This window comes from Bathymodiolus platifrons methanotrophic gill symbiont, assembly GCF_002189065.1.
In the GTDB taxonomy this organism is placed as follows: domain Bacteria; phylum Pseudomonadota; class Gammaproteobacteria; order Methylococcales; family Methylomonadaceae; genus Methyloprofundus.
Genome location: NZ_BDMN01000202.1, coordinates 1 through 14087, shown reverse-complemented (window position 1 = coordinate 14087; position 14087 = coordinate 1). Strand labels below are relative to the sequence as shown.

Here is a 14087-nt window from a genome sequence, read left to right as displayed (position 1 = left end):
TACTTACGGGGCTGGGGATGGATATGTATGGGCGCATAACTGCGAGAGCCTCGACGATAATACAACCATCTACATCCATGAATCTCTGAAATCATCTCAAGACTATATAAATAATGAGAAAGAAAACAAAAATGGTGATAATGAAAGATGTAAAGTCGTCGTTATAAAAAATATCGGTGTTGAAGAAACGGATCATTCGCATTCGGGGGTTGACTTTGCTGTAGAGAAGAAACATAAAGACTACACAAAGGATATCTTAGATTTTTTACTTCCACTTTTTTTATAAAACAGCGGGGACTATCAGCCCTCGCTAAGGTTATATCGCAAAAAATAAAATCACCCTATTACCTCCCCTGTCAGCACAGGACGGGATGATAGTCTCCAGAAGGCGACAGGGCAATTCGCTGATCCGAAGTGCGCTAGTAGCGCGCGAGGGAGGCAAGAATTGCATTCCGAATAGCCGTCCAGCCATTTGAGGTAGTCTTAACGGAGCAGGGTTTTGTGCGTAGTTGAGACGGACGCAGGGCGACCAGGGAATCTCCCATTCGCTGCGTAGGTGAACGAATTACGGCGACAGGAGTCCCGGAATTTCGTGAGGTAGCATGGCGCGCCTGATGGATATTCAGGCTCTTTTTTATTCCTCATCTTTGTTGTTTTCTATAAATTCTAAAATAAGCCCTCTAACCGCGTTTGAGTAGCTTTCACGCCCTATAGAACCTAAAAAGGCTTCCATTTCGCTAGGTGTGATATATACCATTTTACCCGCCGTTCTTCTTTCTTTAGGTTTACTCAATTCCAAAATTTGAGCGTGTGTCATTAAAACAGTAGCGTTAAGGTCAATTTCTCCCTCTTGAGCTTCTTTTGTAGCGTCCTTTAGGAGCTTAGATTTTCCGAGTACTTTTTTAGGCATGGTTGTTTCCGTTATAAAATATTGTCTAGGTGATCGTAGAAAGCCTTAATTTGTGGGATAAGGGTTTCTTTTATGCGGTGTTTCTCTAATCCGTCGCCAGCGTCCAGCAAGTCAAAGAGTGTCTTTTGGTAGTTTGCTAGCCTAGATATGTACCTAGAGGAATTGACTACAAAAATAGGATAATCAGGAAAGGTTTCCTCTAGGGCTTCCTTAACTTCGGGGATTAGCTTTGTAGCTGTGTTGTTTATCAGGATAACGATATTTTTGTTGTGTTCAGCTAGGGCATTAATCGTTCTTACGGCTGGTATGTACTCCGACTTAGATTGATAGGAGATAGGGACTACACAAGCGTCTACATAGCTAATAACGTCTACTAGACGGCTATCTATGTACCCTCCAAAGTCAAAAGTGATGCTGTCATCGTCATCTATGGCGATTTCCTCCCCTACCCCAATTTCTACAAAATCACCTTTCTTGAACATAGCTCCGTAAAGTTCTTTTGTGGCGTTCTGTACATCGTTAGTGTAGAGCTTTGTGCCCTTGTACTGAGCATATCCGATAGCGTGAGTGGTTTTTCCTTGCCTCCCTATCGCTGAGTAAAAAAGTAAGTTCATGGGGGTTGCCTTTAAAATATAATATCTCACATAGTATATCAAAAAATCTAAATCAATATATTAACATTATTGTATTAATATATCTGAGTTATTGTAATGCATATTATGAGTTATAATTGTTGATCTTATATTGCGGATATTTTAATCTTGCAAGTTTTTGCAAAAAATATTTACATTTGCAAGATATGCTATATCATCTCTACAATTGGTTTATTTTTTAATGAGGTGTGATTATGACTGCTACATCTATAAGTGTTTCTGCCAACATCCCTGTAGAGCTAGGAGAGATGCTGAATAAAGTTTCACGGGCTGAGGAAAGATCTAAAAGTTACTACATAAAAAAAGGGCTAGAGCAATTATTGAGAGATAGGCTAGAGGATTTAGAGGACTATCAAGACGCAAAGCAAGCGCATGATGAATTTATAGCCTCTGGTGAAAAATCTGTGCCTTTTGAAGATATTAGAAAAGAACTTAATTTATAAGATAAGCTTTCTCAATGTACAAAATAGAATTTGGGCAAAGAGCTAAAAAGCAGTTTTATAAGCTAAGTCGTGAAGTGCAAGAAAGGCTTACAAAGGCTATTGACGAAAAACTATCTGTAAACCCAAAAGAATATTTAATTCCTTTAGCTGGAAACAAGGCAGGGCTTTATAAATTCAGGGTAGGGGATTATAGGCTTTTGTGCTCAAGAGATGATGAAGAGCTTCATGTTTTGGTTGTGAAAGTTAAACATAGGCGAGAAGTTTATAGAGGGTAATTATGAGCACAAAGCAAATACACGTATCCCGTCTGACGTGGAGCCCGATCAAGCAACCGGCGAGGTAGAGTACCATCGCCCCCCAGAGTTTTCTAAACCCATGACTTCTGCTGGAGATGTTATATCTGTGATGGAAAACTCAGATAAGGACTTGATTATTTATGATGCTCAAGCGAGGGTTAATGGCGAGGTGGATGAGGGGTTAACGTACTCCCTATCAACCACTGAGTTTGAATCGCGGTTCCAGTACAGGTACCTATTCCGAATAGACTCTAGTACAGGTGAAGTTAGATTGACAGAGAGTCCCGATTATGAGGATTACTTTCGGTACGGATTCACTGTACATGCGACCAGCGATGCAGGTCTAGTTTCCGACAGGAATGTGACCTTGAATATTCTAAACCTGGACGAGGGTGGCAAGATAGCGAGAACCAAGTCCCGTTGGGGCAGCGGGCAGTACTACCCAGTATTGTTTGCTGGCAGGGTGGACGACGAGCGTGGTGTTGACAGAAAATCCCTTGAGTATGAGTGGCTAGGAGACAACGTCATAATCGAGGGCGAGAACACAGATTCCCTTTATATAGTGGATGAAATATCTAACCAGAGGATTGTTGTTAGAGTCCACTACACCACCCGGGATGGGGTGTCTAAGAGTATTGACTCTAAAGGGGTTAGAGACAATGTGGATCCCGTTGTAGACTGGTTACAGTGGAAACGCTATGTTCCAAGCCAAGTCGCGGCCCCTTTATTGTTTATAACGTCCGCGCGTTTGATGCTGGACGTGGCGAGGACGTAGGCATCACATACTCCTTGTTAGAGGAGGGGGATTATGAGTATTTTAATATAGACTCTAACACGGGTGTTATTTCCTTATCTAAGTTAGAACCTTTGGACAAAAAGGTTTATCAGATCAGGATTTGGAGTAGAGATGAAATTGGAAATTGGGCTATTCAGAGCGGGAAGGTGATTGTTGCGGATACAGGTTCTGACGCACCCCCCCCTAAAGAGCCTATTACCCAAGATCATAAGATTTAATTTCACTCAAAGTAGGTTGGTTCTTTTGCGACAGAACCCAAACTTTCCGATATCTCCTTTTAAAATTCGATACCGATACTTCGGCACAAAAACAATGTGGTACTGGCAAAACCAGATAACATGTGATAATTTTTGAAATCTGCTCATTTGTATCTCCTAGTTAAATTGCGGGAACAACTTAACTACTTGATACTCTTGAGCAGACTTTTACGCAAAGCTTTTTTACCCCCGCCCACAGGGCGCGGTTACCTAAGTTGTAATGTAGAAAAAAGTAATTAACTTGAGGAAATCAAATGATTGAAAAAATAAAAATTGCAGTAATCGGAGTTAGCTTGTTGTTTAGCATGCACTCAGTACAGGCAAAAATGTCAGCAGAGGATATTCAAGAGAGAATATCTTTACTATCAGACGCTGGTATACATACGGATTCCTGGCAGCACGAGTCCTATGTAGCAATCTATTCGGATAAATGCTATGATATAAACGAGCTTGATACTGTGAATGTGTATGTCTATAGTATAGACACACCAAAATTTGATAATGCTATAACGGATCTTACAGAGGAAAGTATTAATTCTTGTACTATAGTCGCGATCATGATGGATATAGAAACTTACGGATGGGGCATTGATAGCAAAGGATACAATAATTTCTATGAAGGAACGGAGCTGTGCGCATCGGGTGGTTTTCTCACAAGGAGAAATCAAAAAGGTGATTTACCCTTCAATGTATACTTCGATCCTGCCAATGATGCAGTAGAAGAAGAACCAATCCCGTATGATCCCGTAGTAGAAGATGAAGAAGAAATCATAATAGAATCCCCTTTCTGAAAACAAGCGAAATGTAAGTTATGAAATTAATTAAAATAATTATAGCCTTAGTGTCGTTATCAACAACTAATGCGGTTAATGCAGCACAGGATGAGTCTGAGGAAAATATGCCTGCTTATAAGCAGTTTATGGCTTTAGCAGGATAGTTATGCCTGAAGACCAGAAGGTTCTGCGCTTTTGATAATTATTGCGACAGAACCCTTCGCTTAGGCTCCGTTTCCCTGATTTTCAGCGTTTGTCCCGCTTTAGACGGGAAGACTCATTTTGCTTTTGGTGGTAGCTTAGGTTTAGGCATTGGAGAAGGCTTTAGCTCCCCGAGTATTTCAGGTGCGAAAGTTAGACCTCCGAAGAAAGCCATCTCTTTTCCTCTATTCAAAATGTTTAATATTTTTCCTGTTAGTGTCTTGGGCTTTTCATCTTCTTTCTTTTTGTCTTTATCGACCTTGTTATAGTCCGATTTTTCCTTTTCGTCTTTATCCTTATTTTCGTCATCCTTGTCATGGGTATTGTCATCCTTATCTTCTGGTTCTGAATCGTACCCTTCATCATGTGGTTTGTTCTCGAGCTTGGGTGTATTTTCAGTAAAACCATTGTCACTTCCTTGTTTTATGGCTGGTTCATCATGAATTGTTGGTTTTTTACTTGCATTCTGTAGCTCCATGCCTGACCCACCTTCTGTGTCTGATAGTCCTTGTGTTACATCAGTGGTTTTTATCACACTATCAACTACTTGCTTGGTGTTATTAACCGCTTCTCCTACGTCCTTAGAAGCGTTTAATGAAGTGCCAACAGAAGAAGTAACACTCTCTGTTATGACATCACCCATCATATCTAGATCCAATGCTTCAAGTGGAGCAGCCGCACCGTCTGTTACAATAGCCAAAACTATTCCTATCAGAACAGTAACGGCCTCTTCAAGATCTTCAACGCCCTGTCCGCTTGGATCGGAGTATTTTATTGGATTTGACCTGCTGTAAATGTACTGAGAAAAGTCTTTTTTTAAAGGGTCTTGCGCTAAGAATTGCCCAAGATAGCTTGAATAGCAACGATACGTCATGCAGGTTATATTTGTTTCATCAATACTTTGTCTATCAACAAAACGTGGGCTGGCCATAAGCGAGCTTGACAAAGCTATAGCTAGCGTAGTGCATGCTATTTTTTTCATATTTTTATGTATATACATTATGAATTAACTACCACGCTTATAAAAGTAACTGCTCATACGCAGGCATATTTTACTCAGACAATTGCCCCTTTCGGATCATATGTGCCGTTTCAATTCCATCAATTGTTGCTTGAGCGGAGTGAAACGCTTTCGCTGTCATCCCCGGACGGGCTGATAGTCGCAAAAATAGCTACTCCCCGAGATTTTCAGCGAAAAAATGACATTCTTTTGGAAAGTGAGTTCCTTTGAAGCTGAGCATATGATCCACCATCTATTGAAATTTAGAATTATGATAGCAGATAACGTCGGGAAGTGGAATTTATGCGACAGAACCAGTGGAACATGCTACGCCCAATCGTTGGGTTATCCGTGATATCCGTTATTCGCCTGCTATTGCTGTAAAAGCTAAATCTCAGAAACGAGAACCCAATAAGGAGAAAAGGTTGTCCTTTGGGGCAACTGACCACTGAAACTAAACCTCAAAAGGATATAATCGGTAATGAAGAATTACAAGTAAAACGCTTTGAGGCGGGTAAAACTTACACAATTCAGGTATACATGCAAGACTTAGATGATGAGGGATTCGCTTGGGTGCATGTTTGGCGTAGCCTTAGAGAACCTATCCACATGTCATAATTAAATAATATCGGTTCTGTCGCATAAATTCCCCCTTCCCGACGTTATCTGCTATCATAATACTCAGTTTCCAAAGATGTCATTCTTTATGCTGTTTTCTTTTATGTCAGGTATAGCGACCTTGAAGAAATTATGGAAGAAAGAGGTGTTGAAGTGGATCATGCTACGCTCAATCGTTGGGTTATCCGTGATATTCTCCTGCCATTGCTGTAAAAGCTAAATCTCAGAAACGAGAAACTAATAATCTGAGGAAAATATCCCTGCTTATAAGCAGTTTATCGCTTTAGCAGGATAGTTATGCCTGAAGATCAGGAGGTCTGCGCTTTTGATAATTATTGCGACAGAACCAAAATTTAGGAGAATGATTTGTTATTCAAAATAATGCCTTTAAAACTGAGCATATGAACCTTCTTTTATTCGAATTGGGACTCATGATAGCAGATAAAGTGGAGAAGTTAACTTTATGCGGTAGACCCATTATCTTGAGAAAAATAATTCTAATATATCTATCATTATTGCCAAATATAGCACAGGCCGATAGGTTTATTGACCGTCCGAGATCAGGAAATATTAGCCATCTTAATGCGAGATACTTGGACCTCATAACAGGACGGTTTCTCACGCAAGACATGCGAAAACAGTTTTTCTCCCATTACGTGTATGGTAATGGAAGGGTCATCTTATCATCTGACCCTTCTGGGGAGGTGAATTTGGATTACAACGCAGAGAAGCTTATTTTTGATTCGTCGAGGACTCCGCAGGTAGTTCGAGGTTCATCAGCGCCTATTTCTGTCCCACATGAAAAAATAACTGCAGCCCATGACGCTGAGGAAGCAAAGAACACAAAGTCAGGGAATGAAATTATACAGGCGAGCAGCAGTCAAGGAAACCATTCTGAGGCAGGAAAAGATATGAGTGGGGAGGAGCATAACGACACTCCAAGAAATGAGGCAGGAAAAGATATGAGTGGGGAGGAGCATAACGACACTCCAAGAAATGAGGCAGGAAAAGATATGAGTGGGGAGGAGCATAACGACCTTTCACTGTTAGAAGATATGACCGCCCCCCCTGACCCAGTGCCGCTGCCGGATGATGATGATGATAATGATGATGATAATGATAATGTAAAAGCTTATCAAGAAAAACTGAGACGCATAGGTGCTGCCAGATCAATAGAGGAATATCATCAGATGGTAAATACAGTCTATTCGCCACATACACATACGCATAAACCTAGGGTTATGACTGAAGAGAGACTGAAGGCCATGGGGGGGATTCTTGCGCTTCCTCCTAAGTAACTTCTCATTATCCACAGGCAGCGGCCGCACCGATGACTTCAGATAACGGAGGAATATCTCCTACACCCAGCAAATGGTAGCCTAAAAAGAGAATTAAAGGTAAGAACGCCCTTTGAAGCTCTTCCAGGCGCGCCATGCTACCTCACGAAATTCCGGGACTCCTGTCGCCGTAATTCGTTCACCTACGCAGCGAATAGGAGATGCTCCAGCCGCCCTGCGTCCGCCACAGACTGAGCACAAAGCAGCTCAGTCATGGCTACCACATATGGCTCTACGGCTATTCGGGATAAAATTTTAGCCTCCCTCGCGCGCTATCGCGCACTTCGGATTGGCAAATTTCCCTGCGCCTTCTGGAGACTATCAGCCCGTCCGGGGCTGACAGCGGTGGAGTCGTTGTTTTGTCGGAATCTAAGCGTTAGCGCAGGTGAAGACAAATTCAACCACTATGCACTAAAAGTGCATAGATTGCTCTTGGACTGAAAGTCCACTACTACTCAAGGAGCATACTTCCTAAATCCTTGTTTGATGGGTTTCTATGGTGCTCTAAATACTCTTGTACCAACTCTTCCGTTACATTACCCGTTGTCCAGGCTCCATACCCTATTGCCCAAGAATGTTTCCCCCAATATCGTTTTTTCAATTCGGGAAACTCACCTTGCAGGATTCGAGAGGTTCTACCCTTTACTCTCTTCACAAAATTACTAACTGATAATTTTGGGGGATATTCTATATGCATATGGACATGATCTTTACTCACAACACCTTTTAGAATCCTTACATCTTCAGCATCACAAACCTGCATCACTAACTCTCTACAACGCTTTTGGATATTACCTTGCAAAACAGGGTAGCGATATTTAGTCACCCAAACTATATGTACCATTAGTATACTTACTGTATGACTACCGTGCCTTTGTTCATTCATTAACACATTGTACAAAAAAGTGTGTATCAACTAAAGTCTTGCACTAAAGTGCATAGTTTTTACTAGCGTCCCGAGACAATAAAAGACATTCCGAAACGCCGTCCAGTCATTTGAGGGAGTGCTACGAAGCCAGCGCCGAGTTTACGATGGTAGTGGCACGTACGCAGGACGTCTGTGGCTCCGACGGCATAAGCGTAAGCGTCTATTCTTCCCACCTAGACAGGCTACATCATTTGCTTTAAAGGCTTAATTTTTTCGATTAAGTTCCAAGGTAGAAATTGATCCAGTGCATCTGGTTCATAATGCCTACCAAGCCTGGGTAGCTCAGTGAGTAAATACTTTAGGTAATCAAACGGCCGCTGCCAGCCATGGAGAGCGAACGCGAGGGCTGGTAGTCCCCAGAAGGCGTAGGGCCGTTGTTTTGTCGGAATCGTAGCGCTAGCGTAGGTGGAGACAAAATAAAAGGCATTCCGAAACGCCGTCCAGTCATTTGAGGGAGTGTTACGAAGCCAGCACCGAGTTTACGATGGTAGTGGCGAAGTGGCACGTACGCAGGACGTCTGGGGCGCCGAAGGCATTAGCGGTCGCGTTAAGTTTTTGCCGCTTGCTTGGGCTGGGATGCCCAAAACAAGCTTTCGCAAAAATAGCGACTCCCCGCTCCAGATTGTTGGCCACCGCCGTTTGCACAAGGCTGTATAGCAGTGCACTGGCATTAGCACCCCGTGGCGTCTGATTAAACAGCCAGTTTTTACGCCCAATCACAAACGGTTTGATATGGCGTTCAGCGGCATTATTATCAACCTGTAAATTTCCATCCTCAATATAACGAACCAGACTATCCCACTGGTTAATGGTATAGCGTATGGCTTTACCTATTGAGCTGTCTTTTGCGGTTCTGGTAACATTGTCATCGCACCACTGCTTTAAGTCTTCCAGCAAAGGTTTGCTTTTTTCCTGGCGCAACAAATAACGCTGCTCTATCGTCAGGTCTTTAAATTGTTTTTCAAGTGCATAGAGACGAGTAAACTTGCGTAATGCAGTTTGTGCCATGCCCATTTTATCTTTACGGCTCGTTTTGGGCAGTGCGTTGAGAGCTTCATCGAATTTGCGACGTGCATGCGCCATACATCCGACGAGGGTACAGTTATCTGATGCAAGGGCGTGATAACCGGCATAGCCGTCCACTTGTAAGTGGCCAGAAAATCCCAGTAAAAAGCTAGCCGCATGCGCCCCCGCTCGAGTTGCCTGATAATCATACAAAACAATCGGCTGCCCGGACTCATGTCCACCACTCTGGTAGAGCCACATATACGATTTTGATTTCGTCTCTCGCCCATCCTGAATAACATTCAGCGGTGTTTCATCGGCCTGGATAATTTTCTGCAGGATCAATAGTTGATGCAGTCGATCATAAAAAAGAATTAAAAATTAAGGTCTAAAGAAATTATTTTATTTTTTTAACAGATAAAACGAAAGTTTCATTTTCGGCCTAATTAACTGGCTCTTGAACTTATCCCCTTTGAAAGCATAAAAATATAGGTCATAATCACCAGAGGTTGTCCTCTGGTGCGTTTTTATCGCTTAAATGTACAAACTACACAAGAAACTATTAACCCTATTCAAACCAGCCCTGACGCATGAACCTTGCAATTCCTCCTTGCAAACAACCAGGTTCAGGAATAAAGTTTTTCCATCCCGTTCGCGTCCTTAAGTGTATAGGGAATATGATTAACCCAGGTTATTTTTTGCTTTCGCCCCCGCCAATCAGCTTCATAGCTGGGGGTGTCAGGACCTTTCTGGGCATTAAAGGCTTTCCAAACGGACTTCAGGGATTTCTTTTTTAAAACGATCATGCTATCCCAGCCATGCTGAATGCAAAGCTCAAAGACCGGGCCATTGGACAAAGAGGGTTCTGTCGCAATAATTTTCAAAAGAGCAGGCCTCCTGTCTTCAGGCATAACTATCCTGCTAAAGCCATAAACTACTTATACGCAGGAATATTTTCCTCAGACAATTGTCCCTTTCGGATCATATGTGCCGTTTCAATTCCATCAATGGTTGCTTGAGCGGAGTGAAACGCTTTAAAGCCCATCATCGGTTTTGTTATTTTTTTGATAAAGCGATGATCCTGTTCGATGATGTTATTCAAATATTTAACCTGTAATATGTCGATCATAGTGGCAAACCCAGCGAGGATTAACAAGAGGTTAATATTGGCTAATCCTGCATAGTTAGCGCCACTTTTATCCATAACGACCTTATCAGGAAATCCATTATTGTTAATCGTTTGTTTGAAAAATGCGGTTGCAGCCTGTTCATCACGGCGCTCAGAAAGCATGAAATCAAGCGTATCACCGTGACTATCAACAGCTCGGTATAAATAGGTCCACTGCCCCTTCACTTTGATATACGTTTCATCCATGCGCCACGATTTATTGGTTTCTCGTTTCTGAGATTTAGCGTTTACAGCAATGGCAGGAGAATAACGTATAACCCAACGATTGAGCGTAGCATGATCCACTTCAACACCTCTTTCTTCCATAATTTCTTCAAGGTCGCGATACGAAACACCATACCTGACATAAAAGAAAACAGCATAAAGAATGACATCTTTTGGAAAGTGAGTACCTTTGAAGCTGAGCATGTGATTCACCTTTTATTGAAATATGAGAATTATGATAGCAGATAACGCGGAGAATGGGGATTTATGCGACAGAACCTATGGAAAAGGAGGTCTTTTTCATTTTCAAGACGGTTCACTGGAAAATGATGGGGGTCGACTTTTGTTTTTTTACCTTTAAAAAATAACCTAACCTAAGTTAGATAAGTTAAAGATAAGTTATATATGTTACAAGACTAAAAAATACTCTGTATGACTTGATATTCCTGGGATTCAAGAAATACAGTGTTAGTAAAGCTACGATACCTTTAGGAAAACTACGATAGTACTTTTTTTGAGGTAAATGACAAAAAAAGGATAGGTTGTTATTGATACATCGACAATAAAATGTATAATCATATCAGCTTTGGTTATTGATACATCGATAGTATGAGAGACGTTTTATTACCTGAAAGACATAAACAACAAAATTTTTTTATTTGTGATGTTTTTGATTCATATAAAGATGATACTGCTAGTATGGAACATCCTGTCTTTAGTCTTTCAACTAAACCAGACTTTAGAGTTCTGGTGTATGAAAATAATGGGTATAGGGTAGAAATAAAACCTAGTTATACAGGTTTGGCAACAATTCATGATAAGGACATTTTACTTTATTTAGCATCTAACTTAATGAATGCTAAAAATAATAATGAACCAATTGCTCAGGTAGTTAGATTTGTTGCATATGATTATCTAATTGCAACAAATAAGAAAACAAGTGGTATTCAATATAAACAGTTAAAAGATGGGTTGAGCAGGTTAAAAGGAACTGTTATTCAAACGAATATAAAGACTAACAATGTAGAGGTAACTCGTGAGTTTTCTTTAATTGATGAATGGGGAGTTGTTAAAGAAGATAACAACCAGAGGATGGTTGCTGTAGAAGTTAAGTTATCTGATTGGTTTTATAATTCAATATTAGGCAATGATGTTCTTACCATTGATAAAGATTATTTTAGATTAAGAAAACCAACAGAACGTAGGATATATGAGTTAGCAAGGAAACATTGTGGTAATCAAGTAACTTGGAAAATAAAACTTGGGAACTTAAAAATAAAGTTAGGAATTACCTCTCCGGTAAGAACATTACGTTTCAATATTAAAAAAATGGTAGAAACAAACCACCTTCCAGAGTACAACATTTCATTGGAAAATGATGTTGTAATGTTTACTAGGAAAGGAGCTACAAAGGAACAAAAAACATTCGATAAATTACCAAAACATATAAGTAATAAAGAAATTGAAAAGCATGCAAAACGTGGTGAAAGCTATGATCAAGCTAGAGGTAGACTTATGTTGAAAAAATTAAAAGAAGGAACAAAGTTAAAATAACTTTTCAAACGCTGAAAATCAGGGAAACGGAGCACAGCAAAGTGATGATTTTTAGTCCGCAGTAGGCGACAGGGAAATTTGCAGATTCGACGTGTGCGGCAGCACGCAAGAGAAGCTAAAATTTCATCCCGATAAGCCGTCAAGTCAGTGAGGGAAGTTTTAACGTAGCGGTTTTTGTGCGGAGTTGAAGCTGGACGCAGGACGTACTGGGGTATTCAATTAATTCGCCCGAGCGGAATGAACCTTTGGATATGGATGTCCAAAGGCGATATATAGCGAGGATGGCGCGCCAGCATTATTTATGATAACTACAATTTTTGCTACAAAATCATCTACAAAAACCAGTATTGCCGTATCAACAGCTATTTACCTTAAGAATAAAGGAGTGGATGTTTTACTATGCGATTTAGATTCACAAAAGTCAGCTGTAATTTGGATGGAATATAGAGATGCTGATGAAAAGCTAATATCAGTTCCCACTGTTGAAAAATCTGGTTCTACAGTGTATTCATCATTAAAAGAGTTATCTTTAAAATATGACCATTTAATCTGTGATTGTGGAGGTAAAAATGATGCGAGTGGTCGTTATGCTTTATTAGTGAGTGATTTAGTTATTATCCCTGTATTTCCATCTAACATAAGTTTGATGACATTAAACCAATCATTGCGTTCTGTTGAAGAAGCAAAGGTACAAAATGAAAATCTACAAGCAATTATTATTTTAACAGGAGTTAATTCTAACCCTCGTATAAAAGATACAGATGAAGCTCGTGAAGCAATAGCTGATTTGATAAAAGATTATGATGATATTTCGTTAGCAAAAAGTTTTATAACTACTAGAAAAGTATGGTCAGATATAAGTTGTACAGGGCAGGGCATAACTGAAACATTAAATGATAAAGCATCTTCTCAATTTATTGAACTTATGAATGAGGTTATTCTGTAATGGCTATTGGAAAAATTGCACGACGTGTTTCTGGTGACTTGCCATCTTCAACACAAGAGTACATAGCTAATTCGGAGACTATTAATCCTTTTGATAGTATGGCATTAAAGGGTTTAACATTAGATGACTTGGTTATAAGGTATAAGGAAATAGAACAACAAAGTCAACTTTTTAAAGGTCAAATACTTCTTGAAGCAAGGGAACGTTTTCAATCGAATATTGAATTTGGAGAGTGGCTTTCCGTAAACTTTACGGAACTAAATAGTAGCAATACAGGTAAGCTAATTAATTTGGCTAAGTTTTTTCAAGAAGGACGGTCTCTTGATGGCATTCCTGTTTCTGCTGGTTACCTATTATCAGCTCCTAGTAATAAGGACATTGCTATTAAAGTTTATAATGATATAAAGGAAAAGAAGTTTAAGTTAGATGAAATAAAAGATATTATAGCTAGGTATAAAAACAAAACTATTGCTCATAAAGGTAATACTAATGTCTTTGAAAGAGAGGTTAGTAAGGATGTTTTTGAGTTTTCAACCTACTTATTAAATGATATTTTTGAAGGTAAGTCTAAATCTTTTATTAAATCTGTTTTATCGGAGTCTTTATTGAGAATTAAATAAGAATGGCAAGCTCACATTGAGTGAATATAGATGACAAAAGAAAAGAATATTGAAGAGAGCTTAATTGGGGTTCTGTCGCATAAATCCCCCGCTGTCAGCCCCGGACGGGATGATAGTCTCCAGAAGGCGCAGGGAAATTTGCCAATCCGAAGTGCGCGATAGCGCGCGAGGGAGGCTAAAATTTTATCCCGAATAGCCGTAGAGCCATTTGAGGTAGCCATGACTGAGCTGCTTTGTGCTCAGTCTGTGGCGGACGCAGGGCGGCTGGAGCATCTCCTGTTCGCTGCGTAGGTGAACGAATTACGGCGACAGGAGTCCCGGAATTTCGTGAGGTAGCATGGCGCGCCTACCTTACAG

General features: G+C 40.4%; 23 protein-coding genes and 3 pseudogenes. 14 read left to right on the top strand and 12 right to left on the bottom strand.

The window, feature by feature from the left end; genetic code table 11:
* The coding region (locus CDZ78_RS22000; protein ID WP_167374280.1) for a hypothetical protein at positions 1 to 286 on the top strand (286 nt) is incomplete at its 5' end.
* Positions 287 to 419: 133 nt separating this feature from the next.
* On the opposite strand, the gene CDZ78_RS23795 is transcribed toward CDZ78_RS22000, so the two are convergent.
* The 3 genes from CDZ78_RS23795 to CDZ78_RS12005 all read right to left on the bottom strand — a co-directional run bounded on the left by CDZ78_RS23795 (position 420) and on the right by CDZ78_RS12005 (position 1524).
* Positions 420 to 545 (bottom strand): hypothetical protein, encoded by a 126-nt coding sequence (locus CDZ78_RS23795; RefSeq protein WP_263459202.1) that lies wholly within the window; start codon positions 543 to 545, stop codon positions 420 to 422.
* An 89-nt stretch (positions 546 to 634) separates the two neighbouring features.
* Positions 635 to 910 carry a hypothetical protein gene (locus tag CDZ78_RS12010; RefSeq protein ID WP_087870227.1) on the bottom strand — a complete coding sequence of 92 codons (276 nt, stop codon included), beginning with the start codon at positions 908 to 910 and terminating at the stop codon, positions 635 to 637.
* An 11-nt stretch (positions 911 to 921) separates the two neighbouring features.
* On the bottom strand, positions 922 to 1524 hold the full coding sequence (locus CDZ78_RS12005) for a hypothetical protein (RefSeq protein ID WP_087870226.1): 603 nt from the start codon (positions 1522 to 1524) through the stop codon (positions 922 to 924).
* A gap of 233 nt (positions 1525 to 1757) precedes the next feature.
* Between CDZ78_RS12005 and relB the strand changes: the two genes are divergently transcribed.
* From relB to CDZ78_RS11990, 3 genes are all read left to right on the top strand, one after another.
* On the top strand, positions 1758 to 2006 hold the full coding sequence (gene relB, locus CDZ78_RS12000; RefSeq protein WP_087870225.1) for a type II toxin-antitoxin system RelB family antitoxin: 249 nt from the start codon (positions 1758 to 1760) through the stop codon (positions 2004 to 2006).
* A gap of 14 nt (positions 2007 to 2020) precedes the next feature.
* Positions 2021 to 2281 (top strand): type II toxin-antitoxin system RelE family toxin, encoded by a 261-nt coding sequence (locus tag CDZ78_RS11995; RefSeq protein WP_087870224.1) that lies wholly within the window; start codon positions 2021 to 2023, stop codon positions 2279 to 2281.
* 100 nt (positions 2282 to 2381) lie between these two features.
* Positions 2382 to 3077 carry a cadherin repeat domain-containing protein gene (locus CDZ78_RS11990; protein WP_167374279.1) on the top strand — a complete coding sequence of 232 codons (696 nt, stop codon included), beginning with the start codon at positions 2382 to 2384 and terminating at the stop codon, positions 3075 to 3077.
* 281 nt (positions 3078 to 3358) lie between these two features.
* On the opposite strand, the pseudogene CDZ78_RS23165 reads toward CDZ78_RS11990, so the two are convergent.
* Positions 3359 to 3463, bottom strand: a pseudogene (locus tag CDZ78_RS23165) (transposase); the annotation flags it as partial.
* A gap of 146 nt (positions 3464 to 3609) precedes the next feature.
* On the opposite strand from CDZ78_RS23165, the gene CDZ78_RS11975 reads away from it, so the two are divergent.
* Both CDZ78_RS11975 and CDZ78_RS23790 read left to right on the top strand, forming a co-directional pair.
* Entirely contained in the window at positions 3610 to 4146 is a 537-nt protein-coding gene (locus CDZ78_RS11975) for a hypothetical protein (protein ID WP_087870221.1), read from the top strand.
* A gap of 20 nt (positions 4147 to 4166) precedes the next feature.
* Positions 4167 to 4292 carry a hypothetical protein gene (locus CDZ78_RS23790; protein WP_280175575.1) on the top strand — a complete coding sequence of 42 codons (126 nt, stop codon included), beginning with the start codon at positions 4167 to 4169 and terminating at the stop codon, positions 4290 to 4292.
* A gap of 113 nt (positions 4293 to 4405) precedes the next feature.
* Here CDZ78_RS23790 and CDZ78_RS11970 read toward each other — a convergent pair whose 3' ends face one another.
* Positions 4406 to 5311: an RHS repeat-associated core domain-containing protein gene (locus tag CDZ78_RS11970; RefSeq protein ID WP_167374278.1), complete on the bottom strand. Its 906-nt coding sequence runs from the start codon at positions 5309 to 5311 to the stop codon at positions 4406 to 4408.
* A 70-nt stretch (positions 5312 to 5381) separates the two neighbouring features.
* A pseudogene (locus CDZ78_RS21275) lies at positions 5382 to 5480 on the bottom strand (IS6 family transposase); the annotation flags it as partial.
* Positions 5481 to 5761: 281 nt separating this feature from the next.
* Here CDZ78_RS21275 and CDZ78_RS11965 point away from each other — a divergent pair.
* The 3 genes and pseudogenes from CDZ78_RS11965 (at position 5762) to CDZ78_RS11955 (ending at position 7245) form a co-directional block, all read left to right on the top strand.
* On the top strand, positions 5762 to 5947 hold the full coding sequence (locus tag CDZ78_RS11965; protein WP_087870219.1) for a hypothetical protein: 186 nt from the start codon (positions 5762 to 5764) through the stop codon (positions 5945 to 5947).
* A gap of 81 nt (positions 5948 to 6028) precedes the next feature.
* A pseudogene (locus CDZ78_RS11960) lies at positions 6029 to 6186 on the top strand (IS6 family transposase); the annotation flags it as partial.
* 192 nt (positions 6187 to 6378) lie between these two features.
* Complete coding sequence (locus CDZ78_RS11955; protein WP_140414027.1) at positions 6379 to 7245, top strand: hypothetical protein; 867 nt, start codon at positions 6379 to 6381, stop codon at positions 7243 to 7245.
* Between the two features lie 93 nt (positions 7246 to 7338).
* On the opposite strand, the gene CDZ78_RS21995 is transcribed toward CDZ78_RS11955, so the two are convergent.
* Positions 7339 to 7485 (bottom strand): hypothetical protein, encoded by a 147-nt coding sequence (locus tag CDZ78_RS21995; protein WP_167374277.1) that lies wholly within the window; start codon positions 7483 to 7485, stop codon positions 7339 to 7341.
* Positions 7486 to 7497: 12 nt separating this feature from the next.
* Between CDZ78_RS21995 and CDZ78_RS21270 the strand changes: the two genes are divergently transcribed.
* On the top strand, positions 7498 to 7725 hold the full coding sequence (locus CDZ78_RS21270; RefSeq protein ID WP_140414026.1) for a hypothetical protein: 228 nt from the start codon (positions 7498 to 7500) through the stop codon (positions 7723 to 7725).
* Between the two features lie 10 nt (positions 7726 to 7735).
* Here CDZ78_RS21270 and tnpA read toward each other — a convergent pair whose 3' ends face one another.
* Positions 7736 to 8170 (bottom strand): IS200/IS605 family transposase, encoded by a 435-nt coding sequence (tnpA, locus tag CDZ78_RS11950; protein ID WP_087870217.1) that lies wholly within the window; start codon positions 8168 to 8170, stop codon positions 7736 to 7738.
* Between the two features lie 118 nt (positions 8171 to 8288).
* Here tnpA and CDZ78_RS23785 point away from each other — a divergent pair, with 118 nt between their 5' ends.
* Entirely contained in the window at positions 8289 to 8420 is a 132-nt protein-coding gene (locus tag CDZ78_RS23785; RefSeq protein ID WP_280175574.1) for a hypothetical protein, read from the top strand.
* Between the two features lie 251 nt (positions 8421 to 8671).
* Here the strand turns inward: CDZ78_RS23785 and tnpC are convergent, their stop codons facing one another.
* The 3 genes from tnpC to CDZ78_RS11935 all read right to left on the bottom strand — a co-directional run bounded on the left by tnpC (position 8672) and on the right by CDZ78_RS11935 (position 10814).
* A complete protein-coding gene (gene tnpC, locus CDZ78_RS11945) occupies positions 8672 to 9574 on the bottom strand; it encodes an IS66 family transposase (protein WP_263459126.1) in 903 nt (300 codons plus the stop codon).
* A gap of 269 nt (positions 9575 to 9843) precedes the next feature.
* Complete coding sequence (locus CDZ78_RS11940) at positions 9844 to 10128, bottom strand: hypothetical protein (RefSeq protein WP_087870215.1); 285 nt, start codon at positions 10126 to 10128, stop codon at positions 9844 to 9846.
* Positions 10129 to 10151: 23 nt separating this feature from the next.
* Entirely contained in the window at positions 10152 to 10814 is a 663-nt protein-coding gene (locus CDZ78_RS11935; RefSeq protein ID WP_087870214.1) for an IS6 family transposase, read from the bottom strand.
* A 405-nt stretch (positions 10815 to 11219) separates the two neighbouring features.
* Between CDZ78_RS11935 and CDZ78_RS11930 the strand changes: the two genes are divergently transcribed.
* From CDZ78_RS11930 to CDZ78_RS11920, 3 genes are all read left to right on the top strand, one after another.
* The gene (locus tag CDZ78_RS11930) at positions 11220 to 12164 is read left to right on the top strand and encodes a replication initiator protein A (protein WP_087870213.1); all 945 of its coding nucleotides are present in this window, start codon (positions 11220 to 11222) and stop codon (positions 12162 to 12164) included.
* A gap of 301 nt (positions 12165 to 12465) precedes the next feature.
* A complete protein-coding gene (locus CDZ78_RS11925) occupies positions 12466 to 13110 on the top strand; it encodes an AAA family ATPase (RefSeq protein ID WP_087870212.1) in 645 nt (214 codons plus the stop codon).
* A complete protein-coding gene (locus CDZ78_RS11920) occupies positions 13110 to 13730 on the top strand; it encodes a hypothetical protein (protein ID WP_087870211.1) in 621 nt (206 codons plus the stop codon). Before CDZ78_RS11925 ends, CDZ78_RS11920 begins: the two co-directional genes overlap by 1 nt.
* A gap of 11 nt (positions 13731 to 13741) precedes the next feature.
* On the opposite strand, the gene CDZ78_RS21265 is transcribed toward CDZ78_RS11920, so the two are convergent.
* A complete protein-coding gene (locus tag CDZ78_RS21265; RefSeq protein WP_140414024.1) occupies positions 13742 to 13951 on the bottom strand; it encodes a hypothetical protein in 210 nt (69 codons plus the stop codon).
* Positions 13952 to 14087: the final 136 nt, after the last annotated feature.